The organism is Streptomyces triticagri (assembly GCF_003429565.1).
In the GTDB taxonomy this organism is placed as follows: Bacteria; Actinomycetota; Actinomycetes; order Streptomycetales; family Streptomycetaceae; genus Streptomyces; species Streptomyces triticagri.
This window is the reverse complement of sequence record NZ_QUAK01000024.1, coordinates 1-15,684: the sequence shown is the minus strand read 5'-3', so window position 1 is coordinate 15,684 and position 15,684 is coordinate 1. Positions and strand designations below refer to the sequence as shown.

Below are 15,684 nucleotides of genomic sequence, written 5' to 3'. Positions count from 1 at the left end.
TGCACCGGCGGGTTTCCTTCGCTCTCAGCCTCGCGCGCTCGGGCGGCGGAGGACAGCGGCACGAAAGCCATGGTCCGCAAGGATCCCGCCAGGCGTGCGCGGCAGCGGTGATCACTCGCCTCGGGCGAAGGTGCGCCGGTACTGGATGGGTGTGGTGCCGAGGATGCGCTGGAAGTGCAGGCGCAGATTCGAGCCGGTGCCGAGGCCGACGTCCGCGGCGATCTGCTCCACGCTCCGCTCCGAGCGCTCGAGCAGTTCGCGCGCCAGGTCGATCCGCGCCCGCATCACCCACTGCATCGGCGTGTATCCGGTGTCCTCGGCGAACCTCCGGGAGAAGGTGCGCGGCGACACCGCAGCGTGCTCGGCGAGCGCGTCCAGGGTGAGCGGCCGGTCCAGGCGGTGCAGCGCCCATTCGCGGGTGGCGGCGAAGCGTTCACCGAGCGGTTCGGGCACGCTGCGCGGTACGTACTGGGCCTGGCCGCCGCTGCGGTAGGGGGCCGCGACCAGGCGGCGGGCCGCATGGTTCGACGCGGCCACGCCCAGATCGCGGCGGAGCAGGTGCAGACAGAGATCGATGCCGGAGGCGGCACCCGCCGAGGTGAGCACCTTGCCCTCGTCGACGAAGAGGACGTTCTCGTCGACCTGGATCTGCGGGTACTTCGCCGCGAGGCGGCGGGTGTAGTGCCAGTGGGTGGTGGCCCGCCGGCCGTCGAGCAGTCCGGTCGCGGCGAGGGCGAAGGCTCCGGTCGAGATGGCGGCGAGGCGGGCGCCACGGTCGTGCGCGGCCACCAGGGCGTCGACGACGCTCGGCGGCGGATCGTCCCGGTCGGGGAAGCGGTAGCCCGGCACGAAGACGATGTCGGCCCAGGCCAGCGCCTCGAGGCCGTGCGCCACGGCGTACGAGAGTCCGTCACCGCCGGTCACCGTGCCCGGCTCGGCGCCGCAGACCCGTACCTCGTACGGCATGCTCGCGCGGGTGGTGAACACCTGGGCGGGGATGCCGACATCGAGCGGCTTGGCGCCTTCGAGCACCAGCACGGCGACTCGGCGCAGACGAGACGTGGACACGCGCCCGAGGGTACGTCCCGGTCGGGTGTCAGCCGGCCTCGAGACTCGCCACGAGCGCTTTGATCACGCTCTCCGTGGAGGCCGCCATGTCCACCGCCTCCGGGTCGAGGAGCCACTGCACCTGCAGACCGTCCATCACGGCCACGATCGCGTTCGCGGCGCTCTCGACATCCACGTCCTCGTGCACCTCGCCCAGGTCGCAGGCCTCGGTCAGGGCCTCGGTCACGAAGCCGCGCAGGCCGGCGTACCGGTTGCGGAAGTAGTCCTGGGCGGGGTGGTCGTCGGTGACGCTCTCGGCGGACAGCACCGCGTAGAGGCGGACGATCCCCTCGCGTTCGGCGTTGTGGCGGGCCGTGTCGACCAGGTGCTGCAGGAAGGTCAGACCGCGCGGCCGCTCGGGGCCGAGGCCGGCGATGTCGGTGGTGTCCCGCAGGTCGAGGACCTCGGTCAGCAGATTCGCCTTGGAGCGGAAATAGTGCAGAACTCCCGCCTGGGTCAGGCCCGCACGGTCGGCTATCTCGGCCAGGGACGCCTTGCCGTAGCCGCGGGCCGCGAAGGTCTCCATGGCGATCCGGAGTATGTCGTCATGGCGCTCCTGGGCGGCGGAACTGCGTCCGCGGCGGCTGCGCCCACCGGTTCGGGGTGCGGTCGTCGCCGCCTTGTCCTTGCTCACCTGCCGGAGTCTAGGCCGGGCCTGATCACCGCGAAAGAAGTCCGACCCGACTACTTACTAACCACTCAGTAAGCGTGCTTCCATGCCGCCATGCCTTTCCGCGCACTGCGCGCACAGGACCCCGCGCGGCTCGCAGGCATCGCGACCACCGGACTCGAGCAGCCCCCGAGAGAAGGGAGTTCGCGGCACATCCGTACGCGCCCCACCGCAATCGAAGGAGCCGCAGAAATGAGCACACACGCACCACGCAGGAGACCACGCACCCGAGGCACCAAGGCCACCGTCCTCGCCGCAGCACTGACCCTCACCGGCACGGGCATCGCCTACGGCGTCCAGGACGAGGCCCCGAGCCCGGCGGCCGCCGAGCAGGCCCAGGTGTGGATCACCACGGCGGACGGCAGCAGCAAGCTGAGCGACGCCGGCGCCGTCCCCTTCACGGGCAGCCCGCAGCCGACCGACATCGCCGTCGATCCGTCCGACACCGGGCAGCAGTTCACCGGCGCGGGCGCCTCCGTGACGGAGGCCTCGGCCCATCTGATCGAGCAACTCCCCGACGGTACGCGGGACTCCCTTCTCCAGGGGCTGTTCTCCCGGGACGGTGACGGCATCGGCCTGAACTATCTGCGCCAGCCGCTCGGCAGCAGCGACTTCAACGCCGATGGGAACTTCACCTCGTACGAGGACACCCAGGGTTCGTTCTCGATCGACCGCGACAAGCAGGAGACCATCCCCGTCATCAAGCAGGCCCAGGCCGTCAATTCCTCGATCCGCTTCATGGGCACCCCTTGGTCCGCGCCGGCCTGGATGAAGACGAGCAACGACCTCAGCGGCGGCAAGCTCGACCCCGCCCACTACCAGGACTACGCCGACTACCTGGTCAAGGCCATCGAGGCGTACGGCGCGGAGGGGATCGACCTCACCGACCTCAGCGTCCAGAACGAGCCGGAGCTGGAGACGAGTTACCCCTCCATGGGCATGACCTCGTCCGAGCAGGCGGACTTCCTGAAGGTGCTCGACCAGGCCCTCACGGCGAGCGGCCTGGACACCAACCTCCTTGCCTTCGACCACAATTGGGACAACCCGAACTATCCGCTCGACGTCTTCGACAAGACGTCCGGCATGTCCCGGCTGATCGGCGCGGCCTTCCACTGCTACGCGGGCACCCCGGAGGCGCAGCAACAGGTCCGCGACACGGGCAAGCGCGTGTTCTTCACGGAGTGCTCGGGCACGGACTCCGAGAACGGCGCCGACACCTTCAAGGACACCCTGAAGTGGCACGCGGAGAACCTGGTCGTACGGAACATCCGGGCCGGGGGCGAGACGGTCGTCGACTGGAATCTCGCGCTCGACCAGAACGGCGGCCCGCACCAGGGCAATTGCGGCACCAGCTGCAACGGCGTGGTGGAGATCGCCGGTGACAGCGTCACGCGCAACGCCGAGTTCTACACGCTCGGCCATCTGTCGAAGTTCGTCGACGTGGGCGCGACGCGTATCGGCTCATCGGCGGACGGCACCATCCAGAACGTCGCCTTCCAGAACCCGGACGGCGAACGCGTCCTGTACGCGGTGAACTCGGGTACGGCCGAGCAGGAGTTCTCCGTCACGGACGACGGCCGCTCGCTGACGTACTCGCTGCCTGCGGGTGCGGTCGCGACGTTCACCTGGCAGCCCTGATCCCCTGACGGCGGCTCCTGGGACGACCGAGAGTCTCGTCGACGGACCTGCCCGACTCCGACGGAATCCGCCCGTCCGCAACCGGTGCATGCGAATCTGGCCGCGCACCGTCCCGGCGGACGGGCGGGTTCCGTACCCATCTCCGGCAGCGCAACGCCACGCAACGCTTCGTATCGTCCTTCGAAGGAGCGCTCATGTTCCGAGCTACGTCGGCTCTGATTCTCGCCGCCGCACTGACCTGTTCGGCGGCCGCGCCCGCGGGCGCGGGGACAACGTTGTCCCGTCATTCCGCTTCGTCCGGCGACTCCGGGCCCTCCGCCGAGGCCTCCTGGCACACGGCCTGGGCCAGTTCACAGCACGGCCAGGCAGCCACTGGGCTGCGCGATCAGTCGGTGCGCATGATCAGCCATCTCAGCCAGGGCGGCAGCGCGCTGCGGGTCCGGGTGCAGAACACCTTCGGCGAGAGCCCGTTGACCGTGGACGCGGCGACCGTCGCGCCGAGCAGCGGCAGGAGCGCGGAGTTGGCGGGCGAGCCGGCGCAGGTCACCTTCGAGGGGCAGGGAAAGGTCGTGGTGCCGGCGGGCGGTGAGGTCTGGAGCGACGAGGTCGCGCTGACGACCCGGGCGCAGGGCGACGTCGCGGTGTCCCTTTCGGTGCAGGGCGAGGCGACCGCGGGGCGTCACACGGACGCCTTCCGCACCAACTACCTCTCGCCGCCCGGCTCCGGCGACCGTACGGCGGACATGGGCGCGGAGGCGTACACGGAGACGGTCGAGTCGACCTATCTGGTGAGCGCCGTGGATGTACGCAACGAGGGCCTCGAGGGCACGCTCGTCGCGTACGGCAGCTCCGTCGTGGACGGCACGGGCAGTACGAACTGCGGGCCGGACTGCACGGAGCTCGGCAACAACCGGCGTTGGAGCGACGACCTGGCCCGGAGGATCGGCGAAGAGCTGCCCGATGACAGGCAGTTCGCCGTCGCCAATGCGGGCGTCAGCGGCACCACGAGCGCCGCCGACTGCCCCGGCGCCTCCGACGACATCCGCGGGCTCGACTCACTCGCCCGGCTGGAGCGCGATGTGCTGTCCCTGAGCGGGGTGACCGGCGTGCTCTTCTACTACGGGACGAACGACCTGGCGGTGGGATGCGACGCCGGCCGGATCATCGAGAGCTACCGGGAGACCTTCCAGCGGCTGCACGACGCGGGGATCAAGGTGTACGTCACCCCGGTGACACCGCGCCCCGGCTACAGCGACGACGAGAACCGCGAACGGCACGCGGTCGCCGACTTCGTGAAGAAGTGGACCAATTGCTCGGACACCTGCGACGGCGTCCTCGACTTCGACCAGGTCCTGAAGGACCCGGTGAAGCCCAACAGCATCAATCCCGCCTACGACACCGGCGACGGAATCCATGTGAACATCGCCGGCCAGCAGGCGCTCGCGGACTTCATCTCCCTGCCGATGGTGGCGAGTTCGGCGTCGTAGGGCGCTGCCGCAAGAAGCCGCGGTACGGAGGTCGGCGCAGTCAGTCCCGCACGGACCTCCGTACCGCGGCTCGCGTCACCGGTCCCCGGCCAGATCGAGGTCCCGGCCCTCCGGATCGGCGGTGCTCACCGGCTCCGCCGTCCGGGGCCGCCAGGGATGCTGGAGCGGATGCGAGACCGGGCGCCACCACGGGTCCACGGGAAGCGTCCCCGCCGGCTCGAACGGCTCGCCCGGACGCGGGAAGGCGGCGGGCTGCCCGGCCTCCTCGGCGACGTCCTTGCTCCACTCGGCGGGCTCCGCCCAGGCGTGCGTGGCGAGGTTGAACGTGCCCCAGTGGATGGGCAGCAGCGCTCCGTGCGGCTCGCCGCCCTGCAGATCGAGGTGCGCCTGCAGACCCTGAGCGGGCGACATGTGGATGTCGGGCCACGCCCCGGGCACCGGCGTACGGTCCGTGTGGCCCTCGGGCCAGTGGTCGCTGTAGGCGCCGATCTGGATCATCGTGGCGTCGAACGGGCCGTATTGGGCGCCGATTTCACTGAATCCGGCGAAGTACCCGGTGTCCCCGCTGTGGTAGATCCGGTGCTGCTCGCCGGCGACCACCCAGGAGGCCCACAGGGTGTGCTGCTGATTGCGCAGTCCTCGCCCGCAGAAGTGGCGCGCGGGGGTCGCCGTCAGCGAGACGCCGCCGACCTCGGTGCTCTCGTGCCAGTCGAGCTCCCGGATCCGGGCCGGCGGTACGCCCCAGTGCTCCAGGTGGGCGCCCACGCCCAGCGGGACCGCGAAGACCGTGTGGGTGCCGGCGAGGGCCTTGATGGTGGGCAGGTCCAGGTGGTCGTAGTGGTCGTGCGAGATCACCACCACGTCCACCGGGCCGAGCGCGGCGAGCCCGACCGGCACCGGGTGCAGCCGCTTCGGCCCGACGAAGTCGAACGGCGAACAGCGCTCGCCCCACACCGGGTCGAAGAGGACACGCCGGCCGTCGATCTCCGCGAGGACGCTGGAGTGCCCCATCCATGTGAGCCGCAGTCCGCTCGCCGGCACGGCCGCGAGCTCGGCGAGGGTGGTCGCGTACATCGGCACGTCCGCCGCGGGCGCCCTGCGGACCCGCGCCTCCTTGCGGAAGTAGTTCCGGAAGAACTCCAGGCCGAAGCCGCCCTCGGGCCGCTCCGTGCCCGGCGGATTCCGGAAGCGTCCGTCCGAGAAGTTCGGCGAGCTGTGGATCCGCGCGAGCCGCTCTCCGGACGAATCGGCTCCGAAGGCCTCGGGCCTGCGCGAACGGAGTCCGGAGCGCAGAGAACGCAAGCCGGTCACGGCACCTCCTGGGGTCGTGGACAAAGCAAGGAACGCAAAGACTCTCCATTATGGTCGGCGACACCATGGGCGGCGACGCGGCCGCCGCGACGCCGCGCCCGCGCCCGGAGCGCACCGCCGCCGGCCGCCCAGGGGCCGCTCACCTCAGGCATGCGGCTGTCCGTATGCCCGCTCCACCCGCAGGCGCAGCACCACACGCCGGTCGCGGACCATCGCCGCGCGGTACTCGTCCCAGTCCGGGTGCTCGCCCTTGACGTCCCGGAACAGGGTGATCAGCTCCTCGACGGCCGCGTCGTGCGGGTCCGCGGCGACCTCGGACAGTTCCGCGGTGGCGTCGACGGCGGTCCAGGCCCAGCGGTCGTCGCTGGTCACGTGGTACGTGGCGCGGGGGTCGCGGCGCAGATTGCGGGTCTTGGCCCGGTCGTCCGTGATGGACACCCGGATCACGCCCCTGTCGCCCTCGTCGGGGTAGAAGTGGTGGTTCACATTGGACAGCTGGGGCCGGCCCTCCCGGCCGAGGGTGACCAGGACCCCGCCGTCGTACTCCGAGACCAGTTTCAGGAGCGCGTCCTGCCGCGCGTCGGATGACGTCATGCTCCCTCAACGTGCGAACGGCGCCCGGGATTCCGGCCTCGGCGGCCCCTTCGCGTACGGCCGGATGTCACGTACGGAGCGCCCCCGTCCGTCGCAGTGGTGTACTGCCCGACTGCACGACGGAAGGCATCCGCCATGGCTCGCATCTCCCTCACCCCTCCCAGGACGCTGCGCTACCGACTGCTCGAGTGGTACGCGAAGCGCAGCTACGGCAAGGCGATGGATCCGCTGAAGGCGGCGGGCCACCACCCGCGCGTGCTGTGGGGCCAGGCCCGCCTGGAGATGTCCGTACTCCGCTGGAACAAGCTGGACGCCGACTTGAAGGCGCTGGCCGTGATGGCCTCCGCGGCCTCGATCGGCTGCTCCTGGTGCATGGATTTCGGCCACTGGGAGAACACCCAGCGCGGCATGGATCCGCGCAAGCTGCGCGAGCTGCCGCGGTGGCGGGAGAGCGAGGTGTACTCGGACCTGGAGCGGGACGTCATGGAGTACGCGGAGGCCGTCACGGCGAACCCGCCCGACGTGACGGACGAACTGGCCGCCCGGCTCCTCGCCCGCCTCGGCGAGCCGGCGTTCGTCGAGCTGACGGCGATGGTCGCCGTGGAGAACCTCCGCTCGCGCTTCAATGCGGCGATGGGCCTGACCAGCCAGGGCTTCAAGGACTCCTGCGACCTGACCACCGATCGCTAGCGGGGTCTTCCCTCAGGCGGTCGGCGTGATCTGCTGCTTGATGGCGTACGGGTCGAGGGAGCCCTTGGCCGAGACGTGGTCGCCCGATGACTCGCCGCGCAGCCGGCGGCCGATCCACGGCACCAGGTACTCACGGGCCCACTGGATGTCGTCGCGCCGCACCTCGAGGGTGCCGCGCGGCGGCAGCGGCGGCCAGGCCTGGTCCGGGTCGGCCGGCACCGGAATCCCGAGCACCTGCCCGGCCCGCAGCGCGACCCGGGTGTGGCCCTCCGGCGACAGGTGGAGACGGTCGCCGTCCCAGGCACGGCGGTCCTGCACGGACTTCAGGGACCACAGGTCGAGCACCGGGCAGCCGTAGCGGTCGGCGATGGCCCTGACATGGGCGGTGTAGGTGGCGATCTTGCCCCGCAGGTGACGCAGTACGGGGACGTCGCGGGTGTCGAAGCCGGTGGTCACCATGACCGTGCCGACGGCTCCGGTCAGCTCGGCCACCGCGCGCTCGAAGCGCTCCGCGACGTCGTCGGGGTCGGTGCCGGGGCGGATGATGTCGTTGCCGCCGGCGCAGAAGCTGATGAGGTCGGGCGCGAGCTCCCGGGCCCGCGGCACCTGGTCGGCGACGATCTGGTCGAGGAGCTTCCCGCGCACCGCGAGGTTGGCGTAGCGGAAGGAGTGCTCCGGGTGCCGGTCGGCGAGCAGGACGGCGAGCCGGTCGGCCCAGCCGACGAACGTGCCGTCCGGGCCGGGATCGCCGACACCTTCGCTGAAACTGTCGCCGACGGCCACGTACGACCCGTATGCGTCACTGGGGATGAGGGGTGTCGATTCGTCTGCCACGTCGGGACATGCTGCACCTCTGCACGTCACCTACGCGACCGTAGGGTGCACTTCACATCGGTGATAAGGGCCACCGGTAAAGATCGCCCCAATACGGGAATAGCGCCGGAGGGGCTGAATCAGCCCCTCCGGCGCTTGAGGAGGCCCGCCCGGCAGGGCTCTCGGGAAGGGGCGGGCTGGGGAACGTCCCTCAGACGGTCACGCCGTGCGAGCGGAGGTACGCCAGCGGATCGACGTCCGAGCCGTAGCTCGGCCCCGTGCGCACCTCGAAGTGCAGATGCGGCCCCGTGGAGTTGCCCGTCGAGCCGGAGAGCCCGATCTGGTCGCCGCCCGACACGGACTGCCCGGCCGAGACACCGACCGAGGTCATGTGGGCGTACTGCGAGTAGTGACCGTCCTCGTGCTGGATGACGACCTCGTTGCCGTACGAGCCGCTCCAGCCGGCGGAGACGACCGTACCCGCACCGATGGCCTTGATCGGGGTGCCGGAGGAGACCACGAAGTCGGTCCCGGTGTGGTAGCCACTGGACCACATGCCGCCCGGGGTGCGGTAGTTGGTGGAGATGGAGGCGTCGACCGGCGCGGTGAAGCCGCCCGCGGAGGTGCCTTCGGAGCTGTTGCCCTGCGCGCTCGGGGCGGAGTCGGCGGACTGCTGCGCCGGCTCGGACTCGGGCTTCGGCTCCGGCTTCGACTCGGCCTTCGGGGCCGACTCGGCGGTGGAGGCCTTGGCCTTGCCGTCGAGCTTCAGCTGCATACCGGGCAGGATCCGGTTCGGGTTGTCGCCGACGACGGAGCGGTTGTCCTCGTAGAGCCGCTCCCAGCCGCCGTCGACGTCCTGTCGGTCGGCGATCGCGGACAGGCAGTCGCCCGACTTCACGGCGTAGGTGGCGGCCGAGGTGGCCGGGGCGGCGGCCGGCGCGGACTGCTTGGCTCCCGCCGGAGCGGACTGCGGGCTCTGCGCGGGGACGGTCTTCGCGGCGGCGGCCGGGGCGGCGTTGGCCCCCGTGGCGCCGAGAAGCGGAAGCGCGAGCGCGGCGCCACCGGTACCGGCGACGGCGAACGTACGGGTGATCCGCTGGGACTTGGGACGGCGGTGCTTACCCTTCGCGGGCATGGCGTTTTCCTCTCCGGCGCCTGCGAGGTGAGCTGTCGGGTTCGGGCTGGAGCTGCCCGGCCGCGCGCTCGGCGCGACTTCACCCCTAGCCGTCCCGGTCGGTGGACCGATGCGGCGACTTACCGTGGGTCCCCCGCTCCTGCCGTGCACGGGTAGATGCGCTGAGATCCGGGAGGCGGCAGGATTGGGCGTCCACCCGGACGTCCGTGACGTTAAGCGAGTGCGGAACTCGGAAACAAGGAATCAACTTTTTTGCCATTCCGCACCGCTGATCCTTTTCCGGATATTCCGTCACACTCCGTGGATCAATGATCTTCCGGCCTCCGACGGCCTCCGGAAACGCCTCGGCAAGATCGCCACACACCGTCACGACTATGATCCCGCTCACGCATTGACAGCCGTCCGACTGCAATCCGGGGCCAGTTGCTCTTAATTCCCCTAACACCCTCAAGGGACTCTTTTTCCTTTAGCTGATAAATGCTGCCGAATCGGTCATTCGGTGCTCAATGTGTCGCCGTACGGGCCGCTGCCTCCCGCGCATGATCGCCCCGACCAGGCGTGTCGTATCGTCGAATCGGTGCGCACCACGGCGAGAAGCGCCGGTGACCCCAATGGGAGGAGCCCCCGTGACGCAGCAGGTCCCCTCGACCGAGCCCGCACTCGCCGGAGTACGCAACTTCCGCGATCTGGGCGGTCTGCCGACCGCCGACGGGCACCGGGTGCGCGCCGGCCAGCTTTTCCGCAGCGGCCATCTCGCGCATGCGACGGACGAGGACGCGCGCTATCTGACCGAGCTCGGCCTGCACACGATCTTCGACTTCCGCAATTCCGCCGACCGGAAGCTGGACGGCCTGGACATCGAGCTCGCGGGGGTCCGCAATGTCAACATCCCGCTGAGCGACCCGGCCGACGGCGCCGAGTTCTGGCGGATGGTCCGGGACGGCGACATCGCGGACCTGCGCGCGATCCTGTCCGACGGCAAGGGCGTCGACCGGATGACCGCCTCGTACCGCGCGATGATCAAGAACCGTACGGCCGAGCACGGCCGCATCCTGCGGGCCCTGGCCGACGACAGCGTGCCGGTCCTGATGCACTGCGCGGCGGGCAAGGACCGGGCGGGCCTGTCCATCGCGGTCACCCTGCTCGCGCTCGGCGCGGACCGGGAGGCCGTCGAGGCCGACTACCTGGAGTCCAACGCCGCGCACCGGCGCTACAAGGTGCAGCGCAGCAGCACCGCACCGGAGGCCATGTCCCCCGAGGTGCTCGAACTCCTCAGCCCGCTCTTCGACGCACGTGCCGAGTACCTGGCCGCCGCCTTCGACTCGATCGACGAGACCTGGGGCACCACCGAGCGCTACCTCACCGAGGGCCTCGGCCTGGACGACGCCCTGCGCGCCCGCCTGCGTCACAACTTCCTGGACTGAACGGGCACTTCGGGCCCGGCGGCACGCTCGCCGGGCCCGGCGGCACGCTCACTGCCCGCCGCCGAGCGTGAACAGCAGATAGATGAACGCGGCGAAGAGATGCCCGGCCACGAAGTACACGAAGAGCCGGATCCACAGTCCCCGCGGGATGGTCTCCTCGACCCGCTTCCGCGGCGACACCCTGCCCGGCTCGACGGGGACCTCCCCGGCCGTGTCCTCCGCCGCCCCGCCCTCGTACTCGCTCATGCCCTGCCTCCCCTGCCGTGGCCACGCTCCGCACCGCGGGCGCCGTCCCCGATGCACAGCGCCGCGGTCGGGCTCTGCAGCAGGGTGTGTACGAAGAGAGCCTCGGCCCCGTCCGGGTCGGGGGCGTCGAGCCGGTGCGGGGTCAGCGAATCGAAGTGCGCGCTGTCGCCCGGCCGCAGGACGTGTTCGGCGTCACCGAGCCTGAGCCAGAGCCGGCCCCTGAGGACGTAGAGCCACTCCTCTCCGGGGTGCACCCGCACCACGTCGCCCTGCGATCCGTGCGGGATGTCCAGGCGCAGCGCCTGCATGCCGCGGCCGGCGGCGCCCGCCTGCAGATAGGTCCAGCCGCCGGCCCGCCGCCGTTCCGCGTCGGCCGCCCGGATCACCGCGTCGCGGTCCGGCGGTGTCTCGCCGAGCAGTTCGGAGACGGTTGTGCCGTACGTCCGGGCGAGCGCGAGCAGCATCGGCAGGGACGGCTGACGCCGGCCGGTCTCGAGGCGCGAGAGGTGCGCGGGCGAGAGGCCCGCCGCGTGGGCCGCGGCCTCCAGGGTCAGTCCCGCGTGGCCGCGCAGTTCGCGCAGGCGCGGGGCGACCACGGTCACGGGGGCGCCGGAGGCGTCGTCGGCGGTCGCGTCGGCCGGCAGTCCGGCACCGGATGGGCTCATACGAACGATTCAGCCAGAGCTGTGCCTCAGGGGCAACTTTCTTGCCCCTGAGGCAAAGGATCGCGGAATTCGGCCTGCCGCTGGAGCCCGGCCGGACGTCAGCGCGTCGCGACCGCCTGCTTCATCAGCGTCCGGCCGAAGTCCCACATCAGTCCCCCGCCGCTGTGTGCGTCGTCCATCACCGCGGTGAAGGCGGCCACGAAACGGTCCACCTCGCGCTCACCGATGGTCAGCGGCGGAATCAATTTGATCACTTCGAGATGATCACCGGAGACCTGGGTCAGGATGCGGTGCTTCTGCAGCAACGGTACGACGACCATCTGAGCGAAGAGCCCCTTGCGGGCGGCCTGCAGCACGGTCCAGCGGCTGCGCAGCTTCAGGGACTTCGGACGGCCGAACTCGATACCGATCATGAGGCCCCGGCCGCGCACCTCGTGCAGCAGCTCGTACCGGTCGGTCAGCGCGGCCAGCCTGCTCCGCAGCAGATCGCCGGTGGCGCGCGCATTGGCCACCAGCTGCTCGTCGGCGAGCACGGCCAGTACGGCGAGACCCGCGGCCATCGCCTGGGCATTGGAGCCGAAGCTCGCCGAGTGCACCAGGACGCGGTCCATCGAGGAGTAGACCTTCTTGAAGATCCAGTCCTTGCCGAGCGTCGCACCCACCGGCACATAGCCGCCGGAGAGTGCCTTGGCCACACACACCAGGTCCGGCTCGACGCCCTCCTCGTACTGGTAGGCGTAGAAGTCCCCGGTCCTGCCGAGTCCGGTCTGCACCTCGTCGGCGATCAGAAGTGCCTTGTGGCGGTGCAGCAGCTCCTGCGCCGCCTTCAGATAGCCGGGCGGCGACTCGTGCACACCCTTGCCCTGGATGGGCTCGACGACCAGGGCCGCCACATCGCCGCGCTTCAACTCCCGTTCCAGGGCGTCGAGATCGCCGAGCTGCACCGCGGTGTCGGGCAGCAGCGGCGCGAAGCCGTCGCGGAAGCCGCCCTCGCCGTTGACCGACAGGGCGCCCGTGGTCAGTCCGTGGAAGGCGTGCGAGCAGTACAGGATCCTGGGCCTGCCGGTGGCGTACCGGGCGAACTTGAGGGCCGTCTCGACCGCCTCCGCCCCGCTGTTGCCGAAGAAGACCCGGTCCAGGTGGGGGCTGTGCTCGAGCAGCCGCTCGGCGAGCAGACCCGGCAGCGGCTGGCAGTCGAAGCGGGTCAGATCGGCGAGCGAGGCGTCCAGTACGTCGTGCAGGGCCTTGCGTACGACGGGGTGGTGCCGGCCGACGCCCATCACGCCGAAGCCGGCCAGCATGTCCAGGTAGTCGTTGCCCTCGGTGTCCCAGAAGTACGCGCCCTCGGCCCGGTCGTAGACCTTGTCGAAGCCGATGGTGTGCAGCATGCGCGGCAGTTGGTGGTTGAGGTGGCGGGCGTGCAGCTCGTAGCGCTCGCCGGAGCGGTCCGCGAGGAGCCGCCCGAGGTCGAAGACGGCACCCGGGCCGGTGTCCTGCCCCGCGCCTCCGGCGTCCTCGGTGGCCTGTTCGGGGGTGGTCATCCCTGCTCCTCCCCGGCCGGGCGCCCGGCCTGCCGTCGCGCGTCCTTGGCCGTGAGGGTCGCGCCGATCCGCCCCGCGACCTCCACCGGGGTGAGCCCGATGTCGGCGAGCAGCTCACCGCGTTTGCCGTGCTCCAGGAACTGCTCGGGGATCCCGAAGGTCCGCAGCGGCTGGTCCACCTCGGCGTCCCGCAGCGCCTGCCCGACGGCCGAACCGACGCCCGCGGAACGGCTGTTGTCCTCCACGACGGCGATCAGCTCGTGCCGCTCGGCGAGCGGCGGCAGCGCCTCGTCGACGGGCTTGACCCAGCGCGGATCGACCACGGTGCAGCCGATCCCGCGCGCTTCGAGGAGCTCGGCGGCCTGCAGACAGACCGGGGCCATCACTCCGACGGCCACGAGCAGCACCCGTGGGTCCTCGGCCCGGTGCAGTACGTCCATGCCGCCGACCCGGTCGACGGCCGGCACCGCGGGCCCCACCGACTCCTTCGGGAAGCGGAGCAGCGTGGGCGCGTCGCTCACCTCGACCGACTCCCTGAGCTGCGCCCGCAGTTGATCGGCGTCGCGGGGCGCGGCGATCCGCAGTCCGGGCACCACCTGCAGTACGGACATGTCCCACATGCCGTTGTGCGAGGCGCCGTCGGCTCCGGTGACGCCCGCCCGGTCCAGGACGAAGGTGACGCCGCACCTGTGCAGGGCCACGTCCATCAGGAGCTGGTCGAAGGCCCGGTTGAGGAAGGTGGCGTACACGGCGACGACGGGGTGCAGGCCCCCGGTGGCGAGCCCGGCGGCGGACACGGTGGCGTGCTGCTCGGCGATCCCCACGTCCCACACCCGCTCGGGGAACCGCTGGGCGAACGGGCCGAGCCCGACCGGCTGCAGCATCGCCGCGGTGATCGCCACCACGTCCGGCCGCTCCTCGCCGACCTTGACCATCTCCTCGCCGAAGACGGAGGTCCAGGAGCGGCCGGCGGAGGGTGCGAGCGGTTCGCAGGTGAGCGGGTCGATGGCGCCGATGGTGTGGAAGCGGTCCGCCTCGTGGGCGAGCGCGGGCTCGTATCCGCGGCCCTTCTCGGTGAGGCAGTGCACGAGTACGGGACCGTGGAAGCGTCGGGCACGGCGCAGCGCCGATTCGACCGCGCCGATGTCATGGCCGTCGATGGGCCCGACGTACTTCAGGCCGAGGTCCTCGAACATGCCCTGCGGGGCGAAGGCGTCCTTGAAGCCCTTCTTGGCGCCGTGCAGCGACTCGTAGAGCGGCCGCCCGACCACCGGGGTCTGCTGCAGCACCTCCTTGCCCCAGGCCAGGACCTTCTCGTAGCCGTCGGTGGTGCGCAGGGTGGCGAGGTGGTTGGCGAGTCCGCCGATGGTGGGGGCGTACGAACGCTCGTTGTCGTTGACGACGATGATGAGCGGCCGGTCCTTGGCGGCCGCGATGTTGTTGAGCGCCTCCCAGGCCATGCCGCCGGTCAGGGCGCCGTCGCCGATGACGGCGATGTCGTGGCCGGGATCGCCGCGCACCTCGCGGGCCTTGGCGAGACCGTCGGCCCAGCCGAGCGCGGTGGAGGCATGGCTGTTCTCCACGATGTCGTGCTCGGACTCCTCGCGGGACGGGTAGCCGGAGAGGCCGCCCTTGCCCCGCAGCTTGGAGAAGTCCTGCCGTCCGGTGAGCAGTTTGTGTACGTAGGACTGGTGGCCGGTGTCCCATACGATGCGGTCGACCGGCGACTCGAAGACCCGGTGCAGGGCGATCGACAGCTCCACCACGCCGAGGTTGGGTCCGAGGTGGCCGCCGGTCCGTGCGACGGCCCGGATGAGGAACTCACGGATGTCCGCGGCCAGTTCGGTGAGATCGTCGTCCCGCAGCGCCTTCAGGTCGCGCGGTCCTTTGATGCTCTCCAGCAGAGTCATGCTTCGGCCCCCTTCGATCGTGTGCCGTCACGCCCCGGCCGGTACGCCCGCGCCGGCGGCGCTGACGACCGGGGTGCCGGAGGTGATGCCGTCCTTTTCCATCTGCTCGGCGATCTTCATGGCCTCGTCGATCAGCGTCTCCACGATCTTCGACTCCGGCACGGTCTTGATGACCTCACCCTTCACGAAGATCTGCCCCTTGCCATTACCGGAAGCCACCCCGAGATCGGCCTCCCGCGCCTCCCCCGGACCGTTCACCACACAGCCCATCACCGCGACCCGGAGCGGCACCTCCATACCGTCCAGCCCCGCGGTGACCTCTTCCGCGAGCTTGTACACGTCCACCTGGGCGCGACCACAGGACGGACAGGAGACGATCTCCAGACGCCGCGGCTTCAGATTCAGCGACTCCAGGATCTGATTGCCGACCTTGATCTCCTCGACCGGCGGCGC

The 15,684-nt window shown here is 70.6% G+C and carries 14 protein-coding genes, 1 pseudogene and 1 riboswitch; of the genes and pseudogenes, 4 read left to right on the top strand and 11 right to left on the bottom strand.

Features of this window, described 5'->3' with window-relative positions:
* Nucleotides 1–111: 111 nt before the first annotated feature.
* Both DY218_RS04795 and DY218_RS04790 read right to left on the bottom strand, forming a co-directional pair.
* Complete coding sequence (locus DY218_RS04795; protein ID WP_128554647.1) at nucleotides 112–1,068, bottom strand: GlxA family transcriptional regulator; 957 nt, start codon at nucleotides 1,066–1,068, stop codon at nucleotides 112–114.
* Nucleotides 1,069–1,096: 28 nt separating this feature from the next.
* Entirely contained in the window at nucleotides 1,097–1,648 is a 552-nt protein-coding gene (locus DY218_RS04790; RefSeq protein ID WP_407703554.1) for a TetR family transcriptional regulator C-terminal domain-containing protein, read from the bottom strand.
* A gap of 321 nt (nucleotides 1,649–1,969) precedes the next feature.
* Here DY218_RS04790 and DY218_RS04785 point away from each other — a divergent pair.
* A pseudogene (locus DY218_RS04785) lies at nucleotides 1,970–3,406 on the top strand (glycoside hydrolase family 30 protein); the annotation flags it as partial.
* A 203-nt stretch (nucleotides 3,407–3,609) separates the two neighbouring features.
* Nucleotides 3,610–4,902: a GDSL-type esterase/lipase family protein gene (locus DY218_RS04780; RefSeq protein WP_128554645.1), complete on the top strand. Its 1,293-nt coding sequence runs from the start codon at nucleotides 3,610–3,612 to the stop codon at nucleotides 4,900–4,902.
* A 75-nt stretch (nucleotides 4,903–4,977) separates the two neighbouring features.
* Here the strand turns inward: DY218_RS04780 and DY218_RS04775 are convergent, their stop codons facing one another.
* Together DY218_RS04775 and DY218_RS04770 are read right to left on the bottom strand one after the other, a co-directional pair.
* On the bottom strand, nucleotides 4,978–6,213 hold the full coding sequence (locus DY218_RS04775; protein WP_128554644.1) for an MBL fold metallo-hydrolase: 1,236 nt from the start codon (nucleotides 6,211–6,213) through the stop codon (nucleotides 4,978–4,980).
* 144 nt (nucleotides 6,214–6,357) lie between these two features.
* Nucleotides 6,358–6,807 carry a TIGR03618 family F420-dependent PPOX class oxidoreductase gene (locus tag DY218_RS04770; protein WP_128554643.1) on the bottom strand — a complete coding sequence of 150 codons (450 nt, stop codon included), beginning with the start codon at nucleotides 6,805–6,807 and terminating at the stop codon, nucleotides 6,358–6,360.
* Nucleotides 6,808–6,942: 135 nt separating this feature from the next.
* On the opposite strand from DY218_RS04770, the gene DY218_RS04765 reads away from it, so the two are divergent.
* The gene (locus DY218_RS04765) at nucleotides 6,943–7,497 is read left to right on the top strand and encodes a carboxymuconolactone decarboxylase family protein (RefSeq protein ID WP_128554642.1); all 555 of its coding nucleotides are present in this window, start codon (nucleotides 6,943–6,945) and stop codon (nucleotides 7,495–7,497) included.
* Nucleotides 7,498–7,509: 12 nt separating this feature from the next.
* Here DY218_RS04765 and DY218_RS04760 read toward each other — a convergent pair whose 3' ends face one another.
* Complete coding sequence (locus tag DY218_RS04760; RefSeq protein ID WP_233521364.1) at nucleotides 7,510–8,331, bottom strand: SGNH/GDSL hydrolase family protein; 822 nt, start codon at nucleotides 8,329–8,331, stop codon at nucleotides 7,510–7,512.
* Nucleotides 8,332–8,521: 190 nt separating this feature from the next.
* On the bottom strand, nucleotides 8,522–9,445 hold the full coding sequence (locus DY218_RS04755; RefSeq protein WP_128554641.1) for a M23 family metallopeptidase: 924 nt from the start codon (nucleotides 9,443–9,445) through the stop codon (nucleotides 8,522–8,524).
* Nucleotides 9,446–9,447: 2 nt separating this feature from the next.
* A riboswitch (cyclic di-AMP (ydaO/yuaA leader) is annotated at nucleotides 9,448–9,572 on the bottom strand.
* A 499-nt stretch (nucleotides 9,573–10,071) separates the two neighbouring features.
* Between DY218_RS04755 and DY218_RS04750 the strand changes: the two genes are divergently transcribed.
* On the top strand, nucleotides 10,072–10,869 hold the full coding sequence (locus tag DY218_RS04750; protein ID WP_128554640.1) for a tyrosine-protein phosphatase: 798 nt from the start codon (nucleotides 10,072–10,074) through the stop codon (nucleotides 10,867–10,869).
* A 48-nt stretch (nucleotides 10,870–10,917) separates the two neighbouring features.
* Here DY218_RS04750 and DY218_RS04745 read toward each other — a convergent pair whose 3' ends face one another.
* The 5 genes from DY218_RS04745 to DY218_RS04725 all read right to left on the bottom strand — a co-directional run.
* Nucleotides 10,918–11,115, bottom strand: a complete 198-nt coding sequence (locus DY218_RS04745) for a DUF6126 family protein (RefSeq protein WP_233521363.1) — start codon at nucleotides 11,113–11,115, stop codon at nucleotides 10,918–10,920.
* Complete coding sequence (locus DY218_RS04740) at nucleotides 11,112–11,780, bottom strand: helix-turn-helix domain-containing protein (RefSeq protein WP_128554639.1); 669 nt, start codon at nucleotides 11,778–11,780, stop codon at nucleotides 11,112–11,114. The genes DY218_RS04745 and DY218_RS04740 overlap by 4 nt, the downstream gene beginning before the upstream one ends.
* Nucleotides 11,781–11,878: 98 nt before the next feature.
* Entirely contained in the window at nucleotides 11,879–13,321 is a 1,443-nt protein-coding gene (locus tag DY218_RS04735) for an aspartate aminotransferase family protein (RefSeq protein WP_128554638.1), read from the bottom strand.
* The gene (dxs, locus tag DY218_RS04730; RefSeq protein ID WP_128554637.1) at nucleotides 13,318–15,231 is read right to left on the bottom strand and encodes a 1-deoxy-D-xylulose-5-phosphate synthase; all 1,914 of its coding nucleotides are present in this window, start codon (nucleotides 15,229–15,231) and stop codon (nucleotides 13,318–13,320) included. The genes DY218_RS04735 and dxs overlap by 4 nt, the downstream gene beginning before the upstream one ends.
* A gap of 27 nt (nucleotides 15,232–15,258) precedes the next feature.
* Nucleotides 15,259–15,684, bottom strand: a 426-nt coding sequence (locus DY218_RS04725; RefSeq protein WP_158573976.1) for a flavodoxin-dependent (E)-4-hydroxy-3-methylbut-2-enyl-diphosphate synthase, incomplete at its 5' end; no start/stop codon positions are given.

Coding starts and splice junctions, on each gene's coding strand:
- DY218_RS04780 (WP_128554645.1), top strand. CDS start 3,610: ATGTTCCGAGCTACGTCGGCTCTGATTCTCGCCGCCGCACTGACCTGT.
- DY218_RS04770 (WP_128554643.1), bottom strand. CDS start 6,807: ATGACGTCATCCGACGCGCGGCAGGACGCGCTCCTGAAACTGGTCTCG.
- DY218_RS04765 (WP_128554642.1), top strand. CDS start 6,943: ATGGCTCGCATCTCCCTCACCCCTCCCAGGACGCTGCGCTACCGACTG.
- DY218_RS04755 (WP_128554641.1), bottom strand. CDS start 9,445: ATGCCCGCGAAGGGTAAGCACCGCCGTCCCAAGTCCCAGCGGATCACC.
- DY218_RS04745 (WP_233521363.1), bottom strand. CDS start 11,115: ATGAGCGAGTACGAGGGCGGGGCGGCGGAGGACACGGCCGGGGAGGTC.
- DY218_RS04740 (WP_128554639.1), bottom strand. CDS start 11,780: ATGAGCCCATCCGGTGCCGGACTGCCGGCCGACGCGACCGCCGACGAC.
- DY218_RS04735 (WP_128554638.1), bottom strand. CDS start 13,321: ATGACCACCCCCGAACAGGCCACCGAGGACGCCGGAGGCGCGGGGCAG.
- dxs (WP_128554637.1), bottom strand. CDS start 15,231: ATGACTCTGCTGGAGAGCATCAAAGGACCGCGCGACCTGAAGGCGCTG.